The 14363-nt window shown below is 73.5% G+C and carries 15 protein-coding genes; 5 read left to right on the top strand and 10 right to left on the bottom strand.

The genetic code is table 11. The features are described 5' to 3' along the window. Positions 1-128 precede the first annotated feature (128 nt). The 5 genes from ACZ51I_RS28430 to ACZ51I_RS28410 all read right to left on the bottom strand — a co-directional run bounded on the left by ACZ51I_RS28430 (position 129) and on the right by ACZ51I_RS28410 (position 5328). A complete protein-coding gene (locus ACZ51I_RS28430; RefSeq protein ID WP_468881373.1) occupies positions 129-860 on the bottom strand; it encodes a TIGR04222 domain-containing membrane protein in 732 nt (243 codons plus the stop codon). A 48-nt stretch (positions 861-908) separates the two neighbouring features. Then, positions 909-1946 (bottom strand): TIGR04222 domain-containing membrane protein, encoded by a 1038-nt coding sequence (locus ACZ51I_RS28425; RefSeq protein ID WP_468881371.1) that lies wholly within the window; start codon positions 1944-1946, stop codon positions 909-911. A gap of 2 nt (positions 1947-1948) precedes the next feature. Further along, on the bottom strand, positions 1949-3340 hold the full coding sequence (locus ACZ51I_RS28420) for an MbnB/TglH/ChrH family RiPP precursor modification enzyme (RefSeq protein WP_468881368.1): 1392 nt from the start codon (positions 3338-3340) through the stop codon (positions 1949-1951). Positions 3341-3414: 74 nt separating this feature from the next. Next, entirely contained in the window at positions 3415-4542 is a 1128-nt protein-coding gene (locus ACZ51I_RS28415; protein ID WP_468881366.1) for a hypothetical protein, read from the bottom strand. Between the two features lie 75 nt (positions 4543-4617). Then, the gene (locus tag ACZ51I_RS28410) at positions 4618-5328 is read right to left on the bottom strand and encodes a peptidyl-tRNA hydrolase (RefSeq protein ID WP_468881364.1); all 711 of its coding nucleotides are present in this window, start codon (positions 5326-5328) and stop codon (positions 4618-4620) included. Positions 5329-5399: 71 nt separating this feature from the next. On the opposite strand from ACZ51I_RS28410, the gene ACZ51I_RS28405 reads away from it, so the two are divergent. The 3 genes from ACZ51I_RS28405 to ACZ51I_RS28395 are packed head-to-tail and all read left to right on the top strand — an operon-like array spanning position 5400 to position 7692. Continuing rightward, the gene (locus ACZ51I_RS28405; protein WP_468881362.1) at positions 5400-6077 is read left to right on the top strand and encodes an AIM24 family protein; all 678 of its coding nucleotides are present in this window, start codon (positions 5400-5402) and stop codon (positions 6075-6077) included. Beyond that, positions 6074-7045, top strand: coding sequence for an ABC transporter ATP-binding protein (locus tag ACZ51I_RS28400; protein WP_468881360.1), 972 nt, complete (start codon positions 6074-6076; stop codon positions 7043-7045). The genes ACZ51I_RS28405 and ACZ51I_RS28400 overlap by 4 nt, the downstream gene beginning before the upstream one ends. Beyond that, complete coding sequence (locus tag ACZ51I_RS28395) at positions 7042-7692, top strand: ABC transporter (RefSeq protein ID WP_468881358.1); 651 nt, start codon at positions 7042-7044, stop codon at positions 7690-7692. Before ACZ51I_RS28400 ends, ACZ51I_RS28395 begins: the two co-directional genes overlap by 4 nt. 9 nt (positions 7693-7701) lie before the next feature. Here the strand turns inward: ACZ51I_RS28395 and ACZ51I_RS28390 are convergent, their stop codons facing one another. The 5 genes from ACZ51I_RS28390 to zapE form a co-directional block, all read right to left on the bottom strand. After that, positions 7702-8583: a polysaccharide deacetylase family protein gene (locus tag ACZ51I_RS28390; RefSeq protein ID WP_468881694.1), complete on the bottom strand. Its 882-nt coding sequence runs from the start codon at positions 8581-8583 to the stop codon at positions 7702-7704. Positions 8584-8679: 96 nt separating this feature from the next. Beyond that, complete coding sequence (locus ACZ51I_RS28385) at positions 8680-9561, bottom strand: polyphosphate kinase 2 family protein (RefSeq protein ID WP_468881355.1); 882 nt, start codon at positions 9559-9561, stop codon at positions 8680-8682. Between the two features lie 68 nt (positions 9562-9629). After that, on the bottom strand, positions 9630-11018 hold the full coding sequence (locus ACZ51I_RS28380) for an alkaline phosphatase PhoX (protein WP_468881353.1): 1389 nt from the start codon (positions 11016-11018) through the stop codon (positions 9630-9632). A 159-nt stretch (positions 11019-11177) separates the two neighbouring features. Next, positions 11178-11603, bottom strand: coding sequence for an OsmC family protein (locus ACZ51I_RS28375; RefSeq protein WP_468881351.1), 426 nt, complete (start codon positions 11601-11603; stop codon positions 11178-11180). A gap of 34 nt (positions 11604-11637) precedes the next feature. Continuing rightward, positions 11638-12726 (bottom strand): cell division protein ZapE, encoded by a 1089-nt coding sequence (gene zapE, locus ACZ51I_RS28370; protein ID WP_468881348.1) that lies wholly within the window; start codon positions 12724-12726, stop codon positions 11638-11640. Between the two features lie 63 nt (positions 12727-12789). On the opposite strand from zapE, the gene ACZ51I_RS28365 reads away from it, so the two are divergent. Together ACZ51I_RS28365 and ACZ51I_RS28360 are read left to right on the top strand one after the other, a co-directional pair. After that, positions 12790-13656 (top strand): pyrimidine reductase family protein, encoded by an 867-nt coding sequence (locus ACZ51I_RS28365; protein WP_468881346.1) that lies wholly within the window; start codon positions 12790-12792, stop codon positions 13654-13656. Between the two features lie 106 nt (positions 13657-13762). After that, a complete protein-coding gene (locus tag ACZ51I_RS28360; protein ID WP_468881343.1) occupies positions 13763-14236 on the top strand; it encodes an indole-3-glycerol phosphate synthase in 474 nt (157 codons plus the stop codon). The last annotated feature ends 127 nt before the right edge of the window (positions 14237-14363 follow it).

Genomic DNA, 14363 nt, shown 5'->3' with positions numbered 1-14363 from the left:
CCACGTCCCTGAAAGAGAGAGCGAAGTGTCAGCTACACCCCCCTCCCCCGCTCCCCACCCGCCCGTTCTCCCTCTTCGTCGCGATCCCCACCCCCCCCCCCCCGCACCGGCGTCATTTCCGGGGCCTTTCAGGCCTTCAGGGCCGCGCGGAGTTCCGGCTCCAGTACGGAAGGACCGCGCGTCGCGAGAGCCGTGAGCGGATCGGCCGGTGAGAGCCCGGAGAGCAGCCGCTGCCCGGCCGGGGACGCCCAGCGGGTGTACGGGTACACGTCGATCCGCCCGATCAGCAGGCAGAGCCCCGAACCGAGCAGCGGCAGCGCGAAGGCGGCGACGACCGGGGCCCGTTCGGCCGGCGGCGTCAGGAGCGCCGCGACCGTCCCCAGCACCAGCGTCAGCAGGAACCCCACCCGTACCGCACGCACCCCGGCCGCGATCTCCCGGCGCCCCTCCTCGGACACGGCGAGCCCCCGGTCCACGAGCCCCTCCGCGAGCAGCCGTACGGACTCGGCGGCGGCGACCACCGCACGGACGGCGGCGACCGGCGACTGACCACCGGACCCGATCGCCCCGAGCACCGCCCGCTCCAGCTCGTCCCCGCCCGTGCCCGTGGAGTCCACGACCGTCGCCCAGCCGGTGTGGGCCAGCAGCAACCGCCGCGCCCGGTGCATCGAGACCAGGGTCAGATCGGTGACCCGCAGCGGCCCGCCGGCGAGGTAGGCCGCCTCTCGAACGGTGAGTTCATCCGTACCTCCAGGCGCCCCGTCGGTCCGGGCGGCGGCGGCGAGCGAGGCGCGGCAGACCCGCGCGCAGCCGGCGCCCGCCACGGCGAACGCCACCAGGAGAAGGGGAACCCAGACCATGCCCCGGTTGTACGGGAGGACGCCCGCGCCCGCCACCCCTCGGGCCCCTCAGCTGCTGGAACTGGAGCACGAGCTGGAACTCGAACTCGAACACGAGCTGCTGGAACTGGAGCAGGAACTGCCGCTGGAGCAGGACGAGCCGGAGGAGCAGGACGAGCCCGAGGAGCAGGACCCGGACGAGCAGGAGCTGCCCCCGCCCGAGCAGGAACTGCCCCCACCGCCTCCGCCTCCGCAGGAGCTGTTGGTCGCGCACCACTCGGTCGCCACGCCGAGGACGGCCGCGTCCGAGGACGAGAAGTGCGACGGCGAGGGCCGCCTGCCGCGCCCGTTCCGCCGCCGCGGCGGCGCGTAGTACCGGGCGGCGGCGGCGAGCTGTTCGCGGAGCATCGGGTCCGGCAGGGCCCGCAGCCCGTGCAGGGCCACGAGATGGCCGGCGTCGGCGAGGTGGCCGTGCGCCCTGCCGTACGCGAAGACCGCCCGGCGGCCGGCCGAGGTGACCTGCCCGGCGGCGATCGACCCGCAGACGATCGCGGTGATGCCTGCGGCGAACAGCAACGGCAGCACCTTGAGGACGAACGGGAGCCGGAACTCCGGGTCGGTGGCGAAGTCGATCATCGTCAGGAGCACCGAGACGGGGAAGAGACCGAAGGCCGTCACACCGAGGGCGGCGCACCAGCGGGCCGTGGCCCGCCGCGTCGCCGGGGCGACGACCAGTTTGCGCGCCGCGAGACCGTCGCCGATCTCCTGGACGGCCGGGTGCCGCATCACACCGAGACGCAGGTGGTGCAGGGCCCCGTGCGGGGCGGCGGCGTGCACCTCGAAGACGGCGCGCTCCACCGGGTCGTACGCGGTGGGGCGGACGACCGCGACGATGCCGGGGCCGCCGATCGTGATCCTGCCGTCCGCCTGGAGGGCGGCGAGGGCGGTGTCGGCGACGCGGGCGGGGCCGCCGTTGAGGAAGGCGACCTCGTACCGGTCGTGGACGGGCCCGCCGGGGCCGCCGCCGCGCGTCCGGACGACCCGGGTGATCACGAGGGCGATGCCGACGGCGCCCGCGAGGTGGAGGAGGACGAGCAGCAGGTCCATGGTCATCTCCGTACCAGTGCGTGTCGGGCGGCCCGTACGAGCCGGGTGGCGCGGCCCGGCGGGCGGCTGCCGGAACGGTCCTGCCACCACTCCGTGAGCAGCCGCCGAGCCGTCGGGTCCTCCGGGCGTCCGGCGAGCAGCAGGTGCTCGGCGAAGTCGAGCGCGTCACGGCGGTAGCCGCCGGTCATGGGGCGGGTCCTGGCGTACGCGAGGAACGCGGGCCGGAAGCCCTTGCCGAGGATCACCGGCAGCTCCGGCGCGACCTTCGCGACGACCCCGGCGCGCTTGGCCGCGAGGGCACGGCTCTGGACCCCGATCCGACGGCTGTCGAAGCCTTCGGGGACGGGGGTGCCGGCGACGAGGGCGGAGAGGAGGGAGGCCTGGGTGACGGCCAGGCGTTGACGGGCGGCGTCGCACGCGACGGGCTCGGGCTCCTGGACGACCGGGGCGCTCGGCATCGGGCCGCCCGAGACCCTGGCCCCGGCGCCGATCAGGAGCGGGGCTCGCCGGGGCGCGGGTACCGGCGAAAGGGCGCCGTGCCGGTGGGCTGTGCGCACCCGGTCCGTGCCGGCGGAACGCATGCCCACGGCGGCCATCGCCTCCAGCTCCCGCGCCAGCTCCTCCTCCGGCGGGAAGTCGTCGTCCCGTTCGAGGAGGACTCCCGGCGGGGAGACCCGGGACGCGAGGTCGGCCAGGATGTCGAGGACGGCGGGCGGCACCGGGTGGGCGTGGGTGTCGTGCCAGACCCCGTCCCGCTCGATCCCGCCGGCCACGTGCACGTACGCGATCGCCTCGACCGGCAGCTCGGACAGGGCCCGGGCCGGGTCCTCGCCCCGGTTGACGTGGTTGGTGTGCAGGTTGGCGACGTCGATGAGGAGCCGTACCCCCGTACGCTCCACCAGCTCCGCCAGGAACTGCCCCTCCGTCATCTCCTCGCCCGGCCAGGAGATCAGGGCCGCGATGTTCTCCAGGGCGAGCGGCACGGGCAGCGCGTCCTGCGCGACGCGCACGTTCTCGCAGAGCACGTCGAGGGCGTCCCGCGTCCGGGGCACCGGCAGCAGGTGCCCCGCCTCGAGCTGCGGGGTCGCGGTGAGCGGCCCCCCTGCCCGTACGAACGCGATGTGCTCCGTGACCAGCGGCGCCCCCAGGGCCACCGCCTTCTCCCCGAGCGCCGCGAGCCGCGCCGGGTCCGGCCGGTCCGCGCCGCCGAGCCCGAGCGAGACGCCGTGCGGTACGACCGTCACGCCGCGCTCGCGCAACCGGGTCAGAGAATCGGGCAGATGGTCCGCGCAGATGTTCTCCGCGACGACCTCCACCCAGTCGACTCCGGGCAGCGCCTCCACCGCGTCCGCGATCTCGGGACGCCAGCCGATGCCGATGCCGAGTTCCGTCATGTCCCCCTCCTTCGGTCCTCAGTCCCCCACGTGATGGCCCCGGCGGGAACGTCCGAACCCCAGCAGGGGGACGTTCAGAGCTTCATTTGAGGTTCGGCCGCCTCCCAGACGTGCAGGGCGTCGCCGGACTCGGACGCGGTCGCCCAGGTGCCGTGCCCGAGTGCGGTCGGCGGGCCGGAGGTCCGGGCGGGGTAGGCGAGGGGCCGGAGGCCGTGCGTTCCCGTGGTGTCGAGCAGCCAGTGCCGGACCTCGCCCCACTCCTCGTCGCTCTCGACGGTCGAGACGACGAGGGTCGTCTCGTCCACGAAGCCGCCCGCCCAGTCCCAGTGGACGGGCACCTCGTCCTCGCCGTTCGACGGGGCGTCGGGGTGCGGGGGCAGCACCGACTCGGCGTCCCATTCCAGCCCCTCCACCAGGTGGCCGTCGAAGTCGCGGACGGAGAGCGCGTCCTGGTCGTGGGAGACCGTCATGAGCCGCTCGCCCGAGGGGCTCACGTCCAGCAGACAGAGGTCGCCCTCGACGTAGGTGACGTCCAGCCGCTCTCCGTCCCAGCTGCCCAGGCGCAGGGGCGCGCCGTCCTGGCCCTCGCCGATGCTGAGGCCCATCCGACGGGGGTCGGTCGGGTGGGGGAGGTGGAAGCTGCCGGCCGCCGCGGCCTCGGCGTCGCCGCGGGCGAGCACATGCCCGTCGCCGGCGTCGATCACCAGCCATTCGTCGACGGTGTCCGGGGTCAGCTCGCCCTCGGGCAACGGGCCGCGCACATGGGCCCAGACGAGCTTCCCGTCTGCGGCGAAGCCGACCGAACCCCCGTCCGGGTAGCGGTGGTCCTGCTCCTCCGCGTAGTCGGCGTACGACTCGTGCAGCTCCCGGCACGCGCCGGACCAGCAACCGTGCCGGACCTCCCAGCGCGTCGCACCCGACGGCTCCACGGCGCGCACCCCGTGCACCCCGGCGAAGACGGCCAGGCTCGCGTCCGGCGCCACCTCCCACGTCCCGCGGTGGCGCGGCCACGGGGCGGGGAAACGGACCTCCGCCCCCGGGACCGCGGCGAAGGCGTCGTCCAGGGGCCGCGCCACGACCTCCTCGTCGCTCCGCTGGATGAGCATCCTGCGCCCCGGAAGTCCCGCGATCTGAGGCGGGCCGGCCTCGGGCGAGGAAAGGGGGGCGGGGACGGTGGCGCGGAGGCGGGCGTGAACGGGCATGCGGATCTCCTCGAAGTGCAAGACCCGCCGCACGCTACGGCACGGGTCAGACACCTGACCCGGGGCGCCCCCCGGTCAGGTCCGGGGGATCCGCAGGTGAGGGGCGAAGAGGGCGCTGCCCTCGGACACCACCGTGCACGAGCCCGGGGCGATCTCCGTGAAGCCCGCGTCGCGGACCACCGGGAGGCCGCTCGACGTCAGGGCCGGCCAGTCCCCGGGCTTCGCGGTCCGCACCGCCAGCGGGAAGCCCGCCTCGTGCCAGGTCTTCCGGTCGGCCTCCGGCATCGCCCACCAGAGCAGCTGCGCGCCGTGTCCGGCCTGGGCCATCGCCTTGCCGGCCGACATGTCGAGCTCGGGGTTGAGCCACAGCACCGCCGCCCCCTCCGGTACGGGACCGGGCGCGGCCGGGTCGTCGAGGTCGGTGCCCGACACCTGGAGCTTGGCGAGTTCCTTGGGCCAGCCGTCGAGCGGGACCGGCGGGAAGACCCGTACCTCCGCCTCCGCGCCGGTGACCGTGAGGCCCGGCAGTGTGTTCGCGCGGCGCCATTCCGCGCCGCGCGCCCGGCGCACCACCTTGCGGATCCGGGCGTCCTGCCAGTCGGTCATCACCTGCGCCCACTCGCCCTCGCCGAGGGAGCGGTCGTCGGTCAGGATCTCCAGGACGGCCCGCGCCGCGGTCTCCAGGGCGTCGGTACGGCTCGGGGGCGCGTCGCGCTCGATCCGGACGACCAGGGGGAGGACGAACTGGGGCTTCTCATCGCGGAGATCGGTCTCGTTGCTGCTCACCCGGCAAGTCTGCCACCGTCGTGAGGAGCGATTCTTGTGGGAATCATCGCCTCCGGGTCAGGATGCCCCTCATGAAGAGCGATCTTTTTGCCGGCGAACATCTCGCCGAGGCGGCGGCCTTCCCGGGGATGACCCTCCAGAACGCCAAATCGGTCAAGTACACCGTGAACGGGGAGATGCACGCCCGCCAGGGTTCCATGATCGCCTTCCGCGGCGACCTCCAGTTCGAGCGCAAGGGCCAGGGCATCGGCGGTCTGCTGAAGCGGGCCGTCACCGGTGAGGGCCTGCCGCTGATGGCCGTACGCGGCCAGGGCGAGGCCTGGTTCGCGCACGAGGCGCAGAACTGCTTCATCGTCGAGATCGAGCAGGGCGAGGCCTTCACCGTCAACGGCCGCAACGTGCTCTGCTTCGACGCGACCCTCCACTACGAGATCAGGACCGTGAAGGGCGCCGGTATGACCGGCGGCGGACTCTTCAACTCCGTCTTCTCCGGCTACGGCAAGATCGCCCTGATGTGCGAGGGCAGCCCCGTCGTCATCCCCGTGACGCCGCAGGCGCCCGTGTACGTCGACACCGACGCCGTCGTCGGCTGGAGCGAGCAGCTCCACACCTCCCTGCACCGCTCCCAGTCCCTCGGCTCCATGATGCGCGGCGGCTCGGGCGAGGCGGTGCAGCTCAAGCTGGAGGGCCAGGGCTTCGTCGTCGTCCGGCCGAGCGAGCTCACCCCCCAGAAGAACTCCTCGCATTGAGGCTGGAGCACGTCGGGCGGCGGCACGGCCTTCGCGGGCCGTGGGTGCTGCGGGAGGTCTCGCTCGACCTGCCCGCCGCCGCCCTCGTCCGGGTCGTCGGCACCAACGGCACGGGCAAGTCCACGCTGCTCCGGCTGCTCGCCGGCATCGACGCGCCCACCGAGGGCCGGATCAACGGCCGTCCGGTCCGCACGGCGTACGTCCCCGAGCGCTTCCCCGTCGCCCTGCCGTTCACGGCCGTCGACTACCTGGTCCACCTCGGACGCGTCCAGGGCCTCGGCCGGGCGGCGGCGCGGGCCAGGGCGGGGGAGTGGCTGGAGCGCTTCGGGGCGGGCGAGCACGCCGGAACCGGGCTCGCGGAGCTGTCCAAGGGCACCAGCCAGAAGGTCGCCGTCGCCCAGGCCCTCCTCGCCGACCCGGCCCTGCTCGTCCTCGACGAGGCCTGGACCGGCCTCGACACCGGCGCCCGCGCCGAACTGGACACGGCCGTCCGCGAACGCCTCGCGGCGGGCGCGACGATCGTCTTCGTCGACCACGATCCGCGTCGGCTGGAGGGGGAGGCGTCCGTCGTGTACGGGGTGGAGGCGGGCCGGGTACGGGAGGTGACGCCCGGGCTCGGTGTTTCGGCTGCTGGGCCCGGGCCCGCGGCGAGGGGCGGGGGCCTCCGGGAGACTCGGCCCGGGCCCGGGACGACGGCGGCCGGTCTTTCGGCGGGCCGGCCCGAGCCCGCTCTCGCCGTGCCCCTGTCGGTGTCCGCTCCCGCCGCCTCCCGGCCCTCCGTCCGTATCGTCGTCTCCGGCGGGCGACCGCTCCCCGGCCGTGTGCCCGGTGATCCGGTGGCCACCCCCGGGCCCGACGGCACCACCGTCCTCACCGTGGACGCGGCCCATTCCGACGCCCTTCTCGGCGTGCTCCTCGACGCGTCCTGGCACATCCATCACCTCGGCACCGAAGGCGTACGGGTATGACGGCGCTCCTGCGCTACCAGTCGGGTCTGTTGCTGCGCTCCCAGCGCTGGCTGGCACCGCTGCTGCTGTACGCGGCCTTCATCGGAGTCGGCGTCCAGGCCGGCGAACCGGTGCTCGGCGCGCTCGGCTTCACCGCCGCCGCCCTGCTCCCGGTCTCCGCCTGGTCCGTGCGGATCTGCCTCACCCAGGAGCCGCCCGCCGCCCGCAGCGTGGTCGCGGCCGTCGCCGGGCGGGGCCGCGCGCATCTCGCGGCGCTGCTCACCGGGGCCGCCTGGCCGGTCCTCGTCGGCACGGCCGCCGTCTTCGCGGTGACGGCGATCGGAGACCGGCGCGGGGTCACCCCGCTCGCCGCCGCCTCCGCCGGGCTGCTCGCGGCGGTGGCCTGCGCCCTGACGGGCGCCGCCGTCGGGGCGCTGACCACCCGTCCCTTCCTCCGGGCCCCCGGCTGGTCCCTCGCCGCCCTCGTGCTCGGCTCCCTGCTGGCGCTCGTGACCACCGGCTCCCCCGCGAAGCACGCCATGACCGCCCTGGTCACCGGGGCGCGTACGACGACCGCCGACCCGCCCTGGCTCGCCTGCGCCGGCGCGCTGCTCCTCGCGGCGGCGACGGCGGCGCTCGCCTGCCGGGCGACGGCGCGCCTGGAGTGAGGCACCGGGTCAGCGGCTCATGAGCTCCGAGACCTTCACGAAGCGGTAGCCGCGGGCCCGGAGCTCGGGGACGATCCGGCGAATCGCCCGCTCGGTCACGGGGGCCGCGCTGCGCGTGCAGTGCATGACCACGAGGGAGCCGGGCTTCACCCCGTCGAGGACCTGCTCGGCGACGGCGTCCGCGTCCTTAGCGAAGGCATCGCCGCTGACCACGTCCCACTGGACCGCGGTGACCCCGGCGGGCGCCAGGGCGCGCAGGGCGGCGTCGTCGTAGCAGCCGCCGGGGAAGCGGAAGTACGGGACGACGTTGACGGCGCCGGCGTCCCGGAAGGCGTCGAAGGCGCGCTGCACGTCGGAGGCCATGTCGGGCCCGGGGACGGTCGGCAGGCCGTAGCAGGGGGACGCGAAGGCGTAGTGGCTGTAGGAGTGGTTGGCGATCTCGAAGCGGGGATCGCCGCCGATGGACTTGGCCTGGTCGGGGTACTCCTCCGCCCAGCGGCCGGTCATGAACACGGTCGCGTCCACCTTGAGCCGGCGCAGGGTCGCGATGAGCGCGGGATTGTCGAAGCGCTCGCCGCGCGCGGCCCGGGGCCCCTGATCGGCCGTCATGTCGGCGTCGAACGTGAGCGCGACGACCTTCTCGGTGCCCTTCGCGCGGCGGGTGTAGACGGGGGCGAGGCCGCCGGGCCCGGGCGCCATGGTGGGCGGGGCGGCGGGGACGCGCGCGGGCTTCGGGCCGGGGGCGGCCTCGCTGGGCTTCGGCGAGGGGCCGTCGACGACGGCCGCCTTCGCCTTCGGCGCCGGGGTTTCGGCCGCGCCGCTGCCGCAGCCGACGAGGGCGGCACCCAGGAGACCAAGCGCCGCCAATTTTCGTACAGAAGTGTTCACGATCGGAAGTTATCCGATCAAAGTGATGAATGCCCGCGACGCCACAGCAGCAGCACCCGGGTCCCCGCCCGATGGCCGCCCCGCCGATGACCGCCCCGCTCACAGGGCCAGGAGCCGCTCCCGGCACTCCTTCACGTCGAAGTCCCCCGGCGGGTACCGCGGGTCCAGCGCCTCCAGGTGTTCGAGCAGGAGCTTGCTGATCGCCCAGTTGCGGTACCACTTGCGGTCCGCGGGGACCAGGTGCCAGGGGGCCTCGTCCGTCGTGCAGCGTTCGAGGGCGAGCTCGTACGCCTTCCGGTACGCCGGCCACAGCGCCCGCTCCTCGAGGTCGCCCGTGTCGAACTTCCAGTGCTTGTCGGGGTTGTCCAGGCGTTCGAGGAGCCGGGCGCGCTGCTCCTCGTACGAGAGGTGGAGGAAGACCTTGACCACGGTCACCCCGTCCTCGGCGAGGGACTTCTCGAAGCGGTTGATCTGGCCGTAGCGGCGGCCGAGCAGCCGGCGCGGGACCAGGTCGTGGACCCGGGCGACCAGGACGTCCTCGTAGTGCGAGCGGTCGAAGATGCCGATCTCGCCCGGCTGGGGGAGCGCCCGCATGATCCGCCAGAGGAACGGGTGGTTCCGCTCCTCCGCCGTCGGCGCCTTGAAGGCGCGGATCCGGCAGCCCGCCGGGTTGAAGAAGCCGACGACGTGCTTGACCGTGCCGCCCTTGCCGCTGGTGTCCATCCCCTGGAGGACGAGGAGCAGCCGCCGGCGGTCGCCGGCGGTGCTCGCCGCGTACAGGCGCTCCTGGAGCTCGGCGAGGCGCGGCCCGAGGGCGGCGGTGGCGTCCAGGCCGGCCGCCTTGCCGGTGGGGCCGGCCGGGGTCGCCCTGGCGTCGTACGCGGTGAGGTCGACCCGCTCGCCCTCGGGGATCCGCAGGAGGTCGCGCAGCACGGGTTCGGGAGCCTTCGGCTTCTTCCCCCCGCCGTCCTTCTTCGGCATCCGTCGCCCCTTCCACCGCGCCGATCGTCCTCTCCCGATCGTGCGACGGATCCCGGGCGCCCGCTAGCTCAGCACCACGGGCCCGTCACCGCGAACGTCGTGCCCGGCGTGTAGCAGTTGACGTACATGGTCGAGCCGTCCGGCGAGAAGGTGACGCCCGCGAACTCGCCCCACTCCGGGGCCTCCGGGGTGCCGATGTTCTGCCTGCCCCGGGCCACCGCGTACACCTCGCCCTTCGCGCTCACCCCGAAGACGTGCTGCGCCCCGTCGCCGTCCTCGCAGACCATCAGGCCTCCGGTCGGCGCCAGACAGATGTTGTCCGGGGACTCGCCGGGGAGCTGGACGTCGGTGCTCGGGCCGAAGACCACGACGAGGGTGAGCCGGCGCCTGTGCGGTTCGTACTTCCACACCTGGCCGAAGTGCGTGGCCGCCGAGCCGTCCTTGGCCCGCGCGAAGGAGGACACGAAGTACACGGCCCGCCCGCCCCAGTAGCAGCCCTCCAGCTTCTGGGCGTGGGTGATGCCCCGGGGCCCGAAGTCCTGGTGCCGGATGGGCGTCCCGTTCGCCAGCGGATCCGGTACGGGGACCCATTCGACGCCCTCGAAGCGGGCGCCGGTCTCCTGGATGACGGAGAGGTCCGGCACGCCGGGCACCCGCATGGCCTCCAGGGCGCCGCCGGCGCGCAGCGAGCCGGTGCCCCCGAGCGGCTTCTCGGGGAGGAAGCGGTAGAAGAGGCCGAAGGGCCGCTCGAAGGCGTCCTCCGTCTCGTACACGACGCCGCTCGCCGGGTCGATCGCGATCGCCTCGTGCTGGAAGCGGCCCATCGCGGTGAGCGGGACGGCGCCGGTGCGGTGCGGGTCGGCGCCGTCGACCTCGAAGATGAAGCCGTGGTCCTTGGTGTAGCCGTTGGTGCCGGCCCGGTCCTCGGTCTCCTCGCAGGTCAGCCAGGTGTTCCACGGCGTGGGCCCGCCCGCGCAGTTGACGGCGGTGCCGGCGATGGCGACCCGCTCGCCCAGGACGTTGTTCCGGCCGTCGAGTTCCAGGGCCGTGCAGCCGCCCTTGCCCGCCGGGTCGTAGGTGAGGCCGGGGACGGTGGGGACGGCGATCTTCCCGGTGACCCGGTTCTCGTGGTTGCGGACGAGGTGCACCCGGCCGCGGCGGCCGGGGAAGGCCCCCATGCCGTCGTGGTTGCTGGGGACGAGGCCCTCGCCGGAGCGGAGCGGGTCGCCCTGCCGGGACAGGACCCGGTAGCGGAAGCCGGCCGGGAGGTCGAGGAGACCGTCCGGGTCCGGTACCAGGGGGCCGTAGCCTCCCCGGCCGCCCGCGGCGGCGCTTCCGGCGAAGAGCCCCGAGGCGGCGGCGCTTCCGGCGAAGAGCTCGGAGAGGGCGCCCGTGAAGGCGATCCCGGCGACGGACGCGCCGGTGCGGGACAGGAGCTGACGTCGTGTTGCGGACATGAGGCAACCCACTTTTCCTGTTGGGGGTCCCCCGGGCCGCGGGGCCCGGGGGAGCACAGGTGTGTGACGTGTGACCCGCATGTGTGTACCACGCACAGTGGTGACACGTGAACCATGCGGGCCGCAACGGCCTCATGTGGCGCGACTGGTGACCCGGCGTCAGGCCAGTTCGGCGGTGAGGGTGATGGTCGTGCCCGTGAGCGCCTGGCTCACCGGGCAGTTCTTCTTCGCGTCCTCGGCGAGCGCCTTGAACTCGTCCGCGTCCAGACCGGAGACCGTCCCGCGGACGGTCAGGTGGATGCCCGTGATGCCCTGGCCCGGCTGGAAGGTGACGTCGGCCTTCGTCTCCAGGCGGTCGGGCGCGTGGCCCGCCTTCGCCAGTCCGTTCGAGAAGGCCATCGAGAAGCAGGAGGAGTGCGCGGCGGCGATGAGCTCCTCGGGGCTCGTCCGGCCGTCCGGCTCCTCCGTCCGGGCCGGCCAGGAGACGTCGTACGAGCCGAGACCGGAGGAGTCGAGGGTGACGACGCCGGAGCCCTTGAGGAGGTCGCCCTGCCAGACGGTGTGGGCGTGACGCACGGTGGCCATGGTGGATCCCTTTCGATCGGGTACGGCCCCCAAGCTACTGCGCGACGAGTCCCTTCGCGTCGCGGGCGAGCGCGGTGAGCCGGGAGATCGCCCGGAAGTACTTCTTGCGGTAGCCGCCGTTCAGCATCTCGTCGCTGAACAGCCTGTCGAAGGGGAGACCGGAGGCGAGCACGGGTGTCTCGCGGTCGTACAGCCGGTCGGCGAGGACGACGAGCCGCAGCGCCGTCGACTGGTCCGGGACCGGCTGGACGTCGGTGAGGCAGACGGCGCTGAGCTCGTCCGTGAGGGCGCCGTACCGGCTCGGGTGAACCCTGGCCAGGTGTTCGAGCAGATGCGGGAAGTCGTCGAGGGAGGCGCCCGGCGTCGCGTACGCGGTCTCGGTGACCACCTGGTCGGAGTACGGGGAGGGGGCCTCGGGCAGACCGCGGTGGCGGTAGTCCTCGCCGTCGATCCGCAGCGGCCGGAAGTGGGCGGAGAGGCCCTGGATCTCACGGAGGAAGTCGGCGGCGGCGAAGCGGCCCTCGCCGAGCTTGCCCGGCAGCGTGTTCGAGGTGGCGGCGAGCGCCACGCCCGACTCGACGAGCTTGCCGAGGAGGCTGGAGACGAGGACGGTGTCGCCCGGGTCGTCGAGCTCGAACTCGTCGATGCAGAGAAGACGGTGTCCGCTCAGCGTCTGCACGGTCTTCTGGAAGCCGAGCGCCCCGACCAGGTTGGTCAGCTCGACGAAGGTGCCGAACGCTTTCAGCGCGGGCTCCGCCGGCGTCGCGTGCCACAGCGAGGCGAGCAGGTGGGTCTTGCCGACGCCGTACCCGCCGTCCAGGTAGACCCCGCGCGGGCCGCTCGGGGCGGCCGGCTTCCTCGCGAACCAGCGGCGCTTCCCGGCGCCGGAGGCGTGCGCCCCGCCGAGGCCCTCGGCGAAGGTGCTCAGTACCTTGACGGCGTCCGTCTGGCTCGGCTGGTTCGGGTCGGGGAGGTACGTGTCGAAGCGGACCGAGTCGAAGCGTGGCGGCGGCACCATCTCCGCGACGAGGCGGTCGGCGGGGACGTGGGGCTCTCGGGAGCACAGCGAGAGGGGGGCCGCTTCCGGAGAAGCCGCCGCTTCGGTGAGGGCACGGGTCGACACAGTTCCCCACTGTAAGCGCCGTGCCAGACTGCGGGGATGCGCCAGCTCTTCCCTGTGACGGACATGACAGCTCTCACCACCTCCGACCAGGAGAGGTCGCTCTCCGGTCAGGAGGGATCACCTTCCGACCGCGAGAAGTCGCTCGCTGACCGGGAGAAGTCGATCTCCACTCGCGAGAAGTCGCTTTCCGATCGCGCAAGGGCGCTCTCCGACCGGGAGTGGTCGCTCGACGACCTCGCCGACGCCTACGCGTATCCGGAGGGCGACGGTCCGTGGCTGCGGGCCAACATGGTCTCCTCCCTCGACGGGGCGGGCCAGCACGACGGGCGCTCCCGGCCGCTCTCCTCCGAGACGGACATGCGGATCTTCGGCCTCCTGCGCGGGCTCGCCGACGTCGTCGTGGTCGGCGCGGAGACGGTCCGGCTGGAGGGTTACCGGCCGGCCCGCGCGCGGGAGGCCTTCGCGGCGCGCCGGGCCGCCGCCGGACAGGGCCCGGCTCCCGTGATCGCCGTGGTCAGCGCCTCCCTCGACCTGGACTTCTCGCTGCCGCTCTTCACCGAGCCCCTGGTGCCGACCCTGATCCTCACCGGCTCCGGCGCGCCCGTGGAGCGGATCCGGGCCGCCCGGGAGGCGGGCGCCGAGGTGCTGTTCGCGGGCGAGGGGGCCCGGGTGGTGCCGGCCCGCGCGCTGGCGGTGCTCGCGGAGCGCGGGCTGCGCCGCCAGCTGACCGAGGGCGGGCCGCGGCTGCTCGGTCAGTTCGTGGGCGCCCAGGTCCTCGACGAGCTGTGCCTGACGCTCTCGCCGACGATGACGGCGGGCGACGCCCAGCGGATCGCCGGAGGCCCCTCGGTGGCCGTCCCGACACGCTTCCAGGTGGCTTCCGTGCTGGAGCAGGACGGCTTCCTCTTCACCCGCTACCTTCGGATCTGACAATCGGCGGAATTTGTCGTTCCGCTTTGCGTCCGCTGGGCACACTTACTGTCGCAGACCCCGTGCGGGCACGGGGAAGGATGGTTTCCGCAGAAGGGCTCCTGAGGTGTTCACAAGCGTTCTGATGATCGAGAAGCCCCTCACGTCCGTCGACGTGGAATTCGTCACCACCCTGCACGGCGACGAGGGCATGTCCTTCATCGTTCTCATGCAGCCGCGTGGTGACCAGGCCGATGTACTGCTGCGTGCCATCGACGACGTCGCCATGGGCGAACTCAAGGAGGCGACCCGGGAGGGCGAGGAACCGGAGGGCAAGGAGGCCCGGGTCCCCGCCGAGCAGGCACTGGAGGTCTCGCTCCAGGCCCTGAGAAACGCCGGCTGCGAAGCGGTCGGCCAGGTCGTCGAGGACCACCCGCTCGACAAGATGAAGGCGGTGGTCGACGAGTCGAAGGCGGACGAGGTGATCGTGCTCACCGCCCCGCACTACGTGGAGGAGTTCTTCCACCGGGACTGGGCCTCCCGGGCCCGCCACAAGGTCGGTGTCCCCGTCCTGAAGCTCTTCGCCCACAGCGCGGAGTGAACCGGCGGGTCCGTGCCCCCCGCCCCGCACGGGGCGGGGGGCACGCGAAACCAACAACCCCGGGACCTCATGTGGGGGAATGCGCGTGATGTGCCGCGGGACACGGAGACCCATGGGGAGGCTGCGT

This window comes from Streptomyces sp. NPDC034084 (assembly GCF_055575535.1).
The sequence above is the reverse complement of the archived record's forward strand: the minus strand, read 5'-3'. Positions and strand labels throughout refer to the sequence as shown.

Excerpts from the sequence above, each read along its gene's own strand:
- ACZ51I_RS28430 (WP_468881373.1), bottom strand. The coding sequence starts at position 860 with ATGGTCTGGGTTCCCCTTCTCCTGGTGGCGTTCGCCGTGGCGGGCGCC.
- ACZ51I_RS28425 (WP_468881371.1), bottom strand. The coding sequence starts at position 1,946 with ATGGACCTGCTGCTCGTCCTCCTCCACCTCGCGGGCGCCGTCGGCATC.
- ACZ51I_RS28420 (WP_468881368.1), bottom strand. The coding sequence starts at position 3,340 with ATGACGGAACTCGGCATCGGCATCGGCTGGCGTCCCGAGATCGCGGAC.
- ACZ51I_RS28415 (WP_468881366.1), bottom strand. The coding sequence starts at position 4,542 with ATGCCCGTTCACGCCCGCCTCCGCGCCACCGTCCCCGCCCCCCTTTCC.
- ACZ51I_RS28405 (WP_468881362.1), top strand. The coding sequence starts at position 5,400 with ATGAAGAGCGATCTTTTTGCCGGCGAACATCTCGCCGAGGCGGCGGCC.
- ACZ51I_RS28395 (WP_468881358.1), top strand. The coding sequence starts at position 7,042 with ATGACGGCGCTCCTGCGCTACCAGTCGGGTCTGTTGCTGCGCTCCCAG.
- ACZ51I_RS28385 (WP_468881355.1), bottom strand. The coding sequence starts at position 9,561 with ATGCCGAAGAAGGACGGCGGGGGGAAGAAGCCGAAGGCTCCCGAACCC.
- ACZ51I_RS28380 (WP_468881353.1), bottom strand. The coding sequence starts at position 11,018 with ATGTCCGCAACACGACGTCAGCTCCTGTCCCGCACCGGCGCGTCCGTC.
- ACZ51I_RS28375 (WP_468881351.1), bottom strand. The coding sequence starts at position 11,603 with ATGGCCACCGTGCGTCACGCCCACACCGTCTGGCAGGGCGACCTCCTC.
- ACZ51I_RS28365 (WP_468881346.1), top strand. The coding sequence starts at position 12,790 with ATGACAGCTCTCACCACCTCCGACCAGGAGAGGTCGCTCTCCGGTCAG.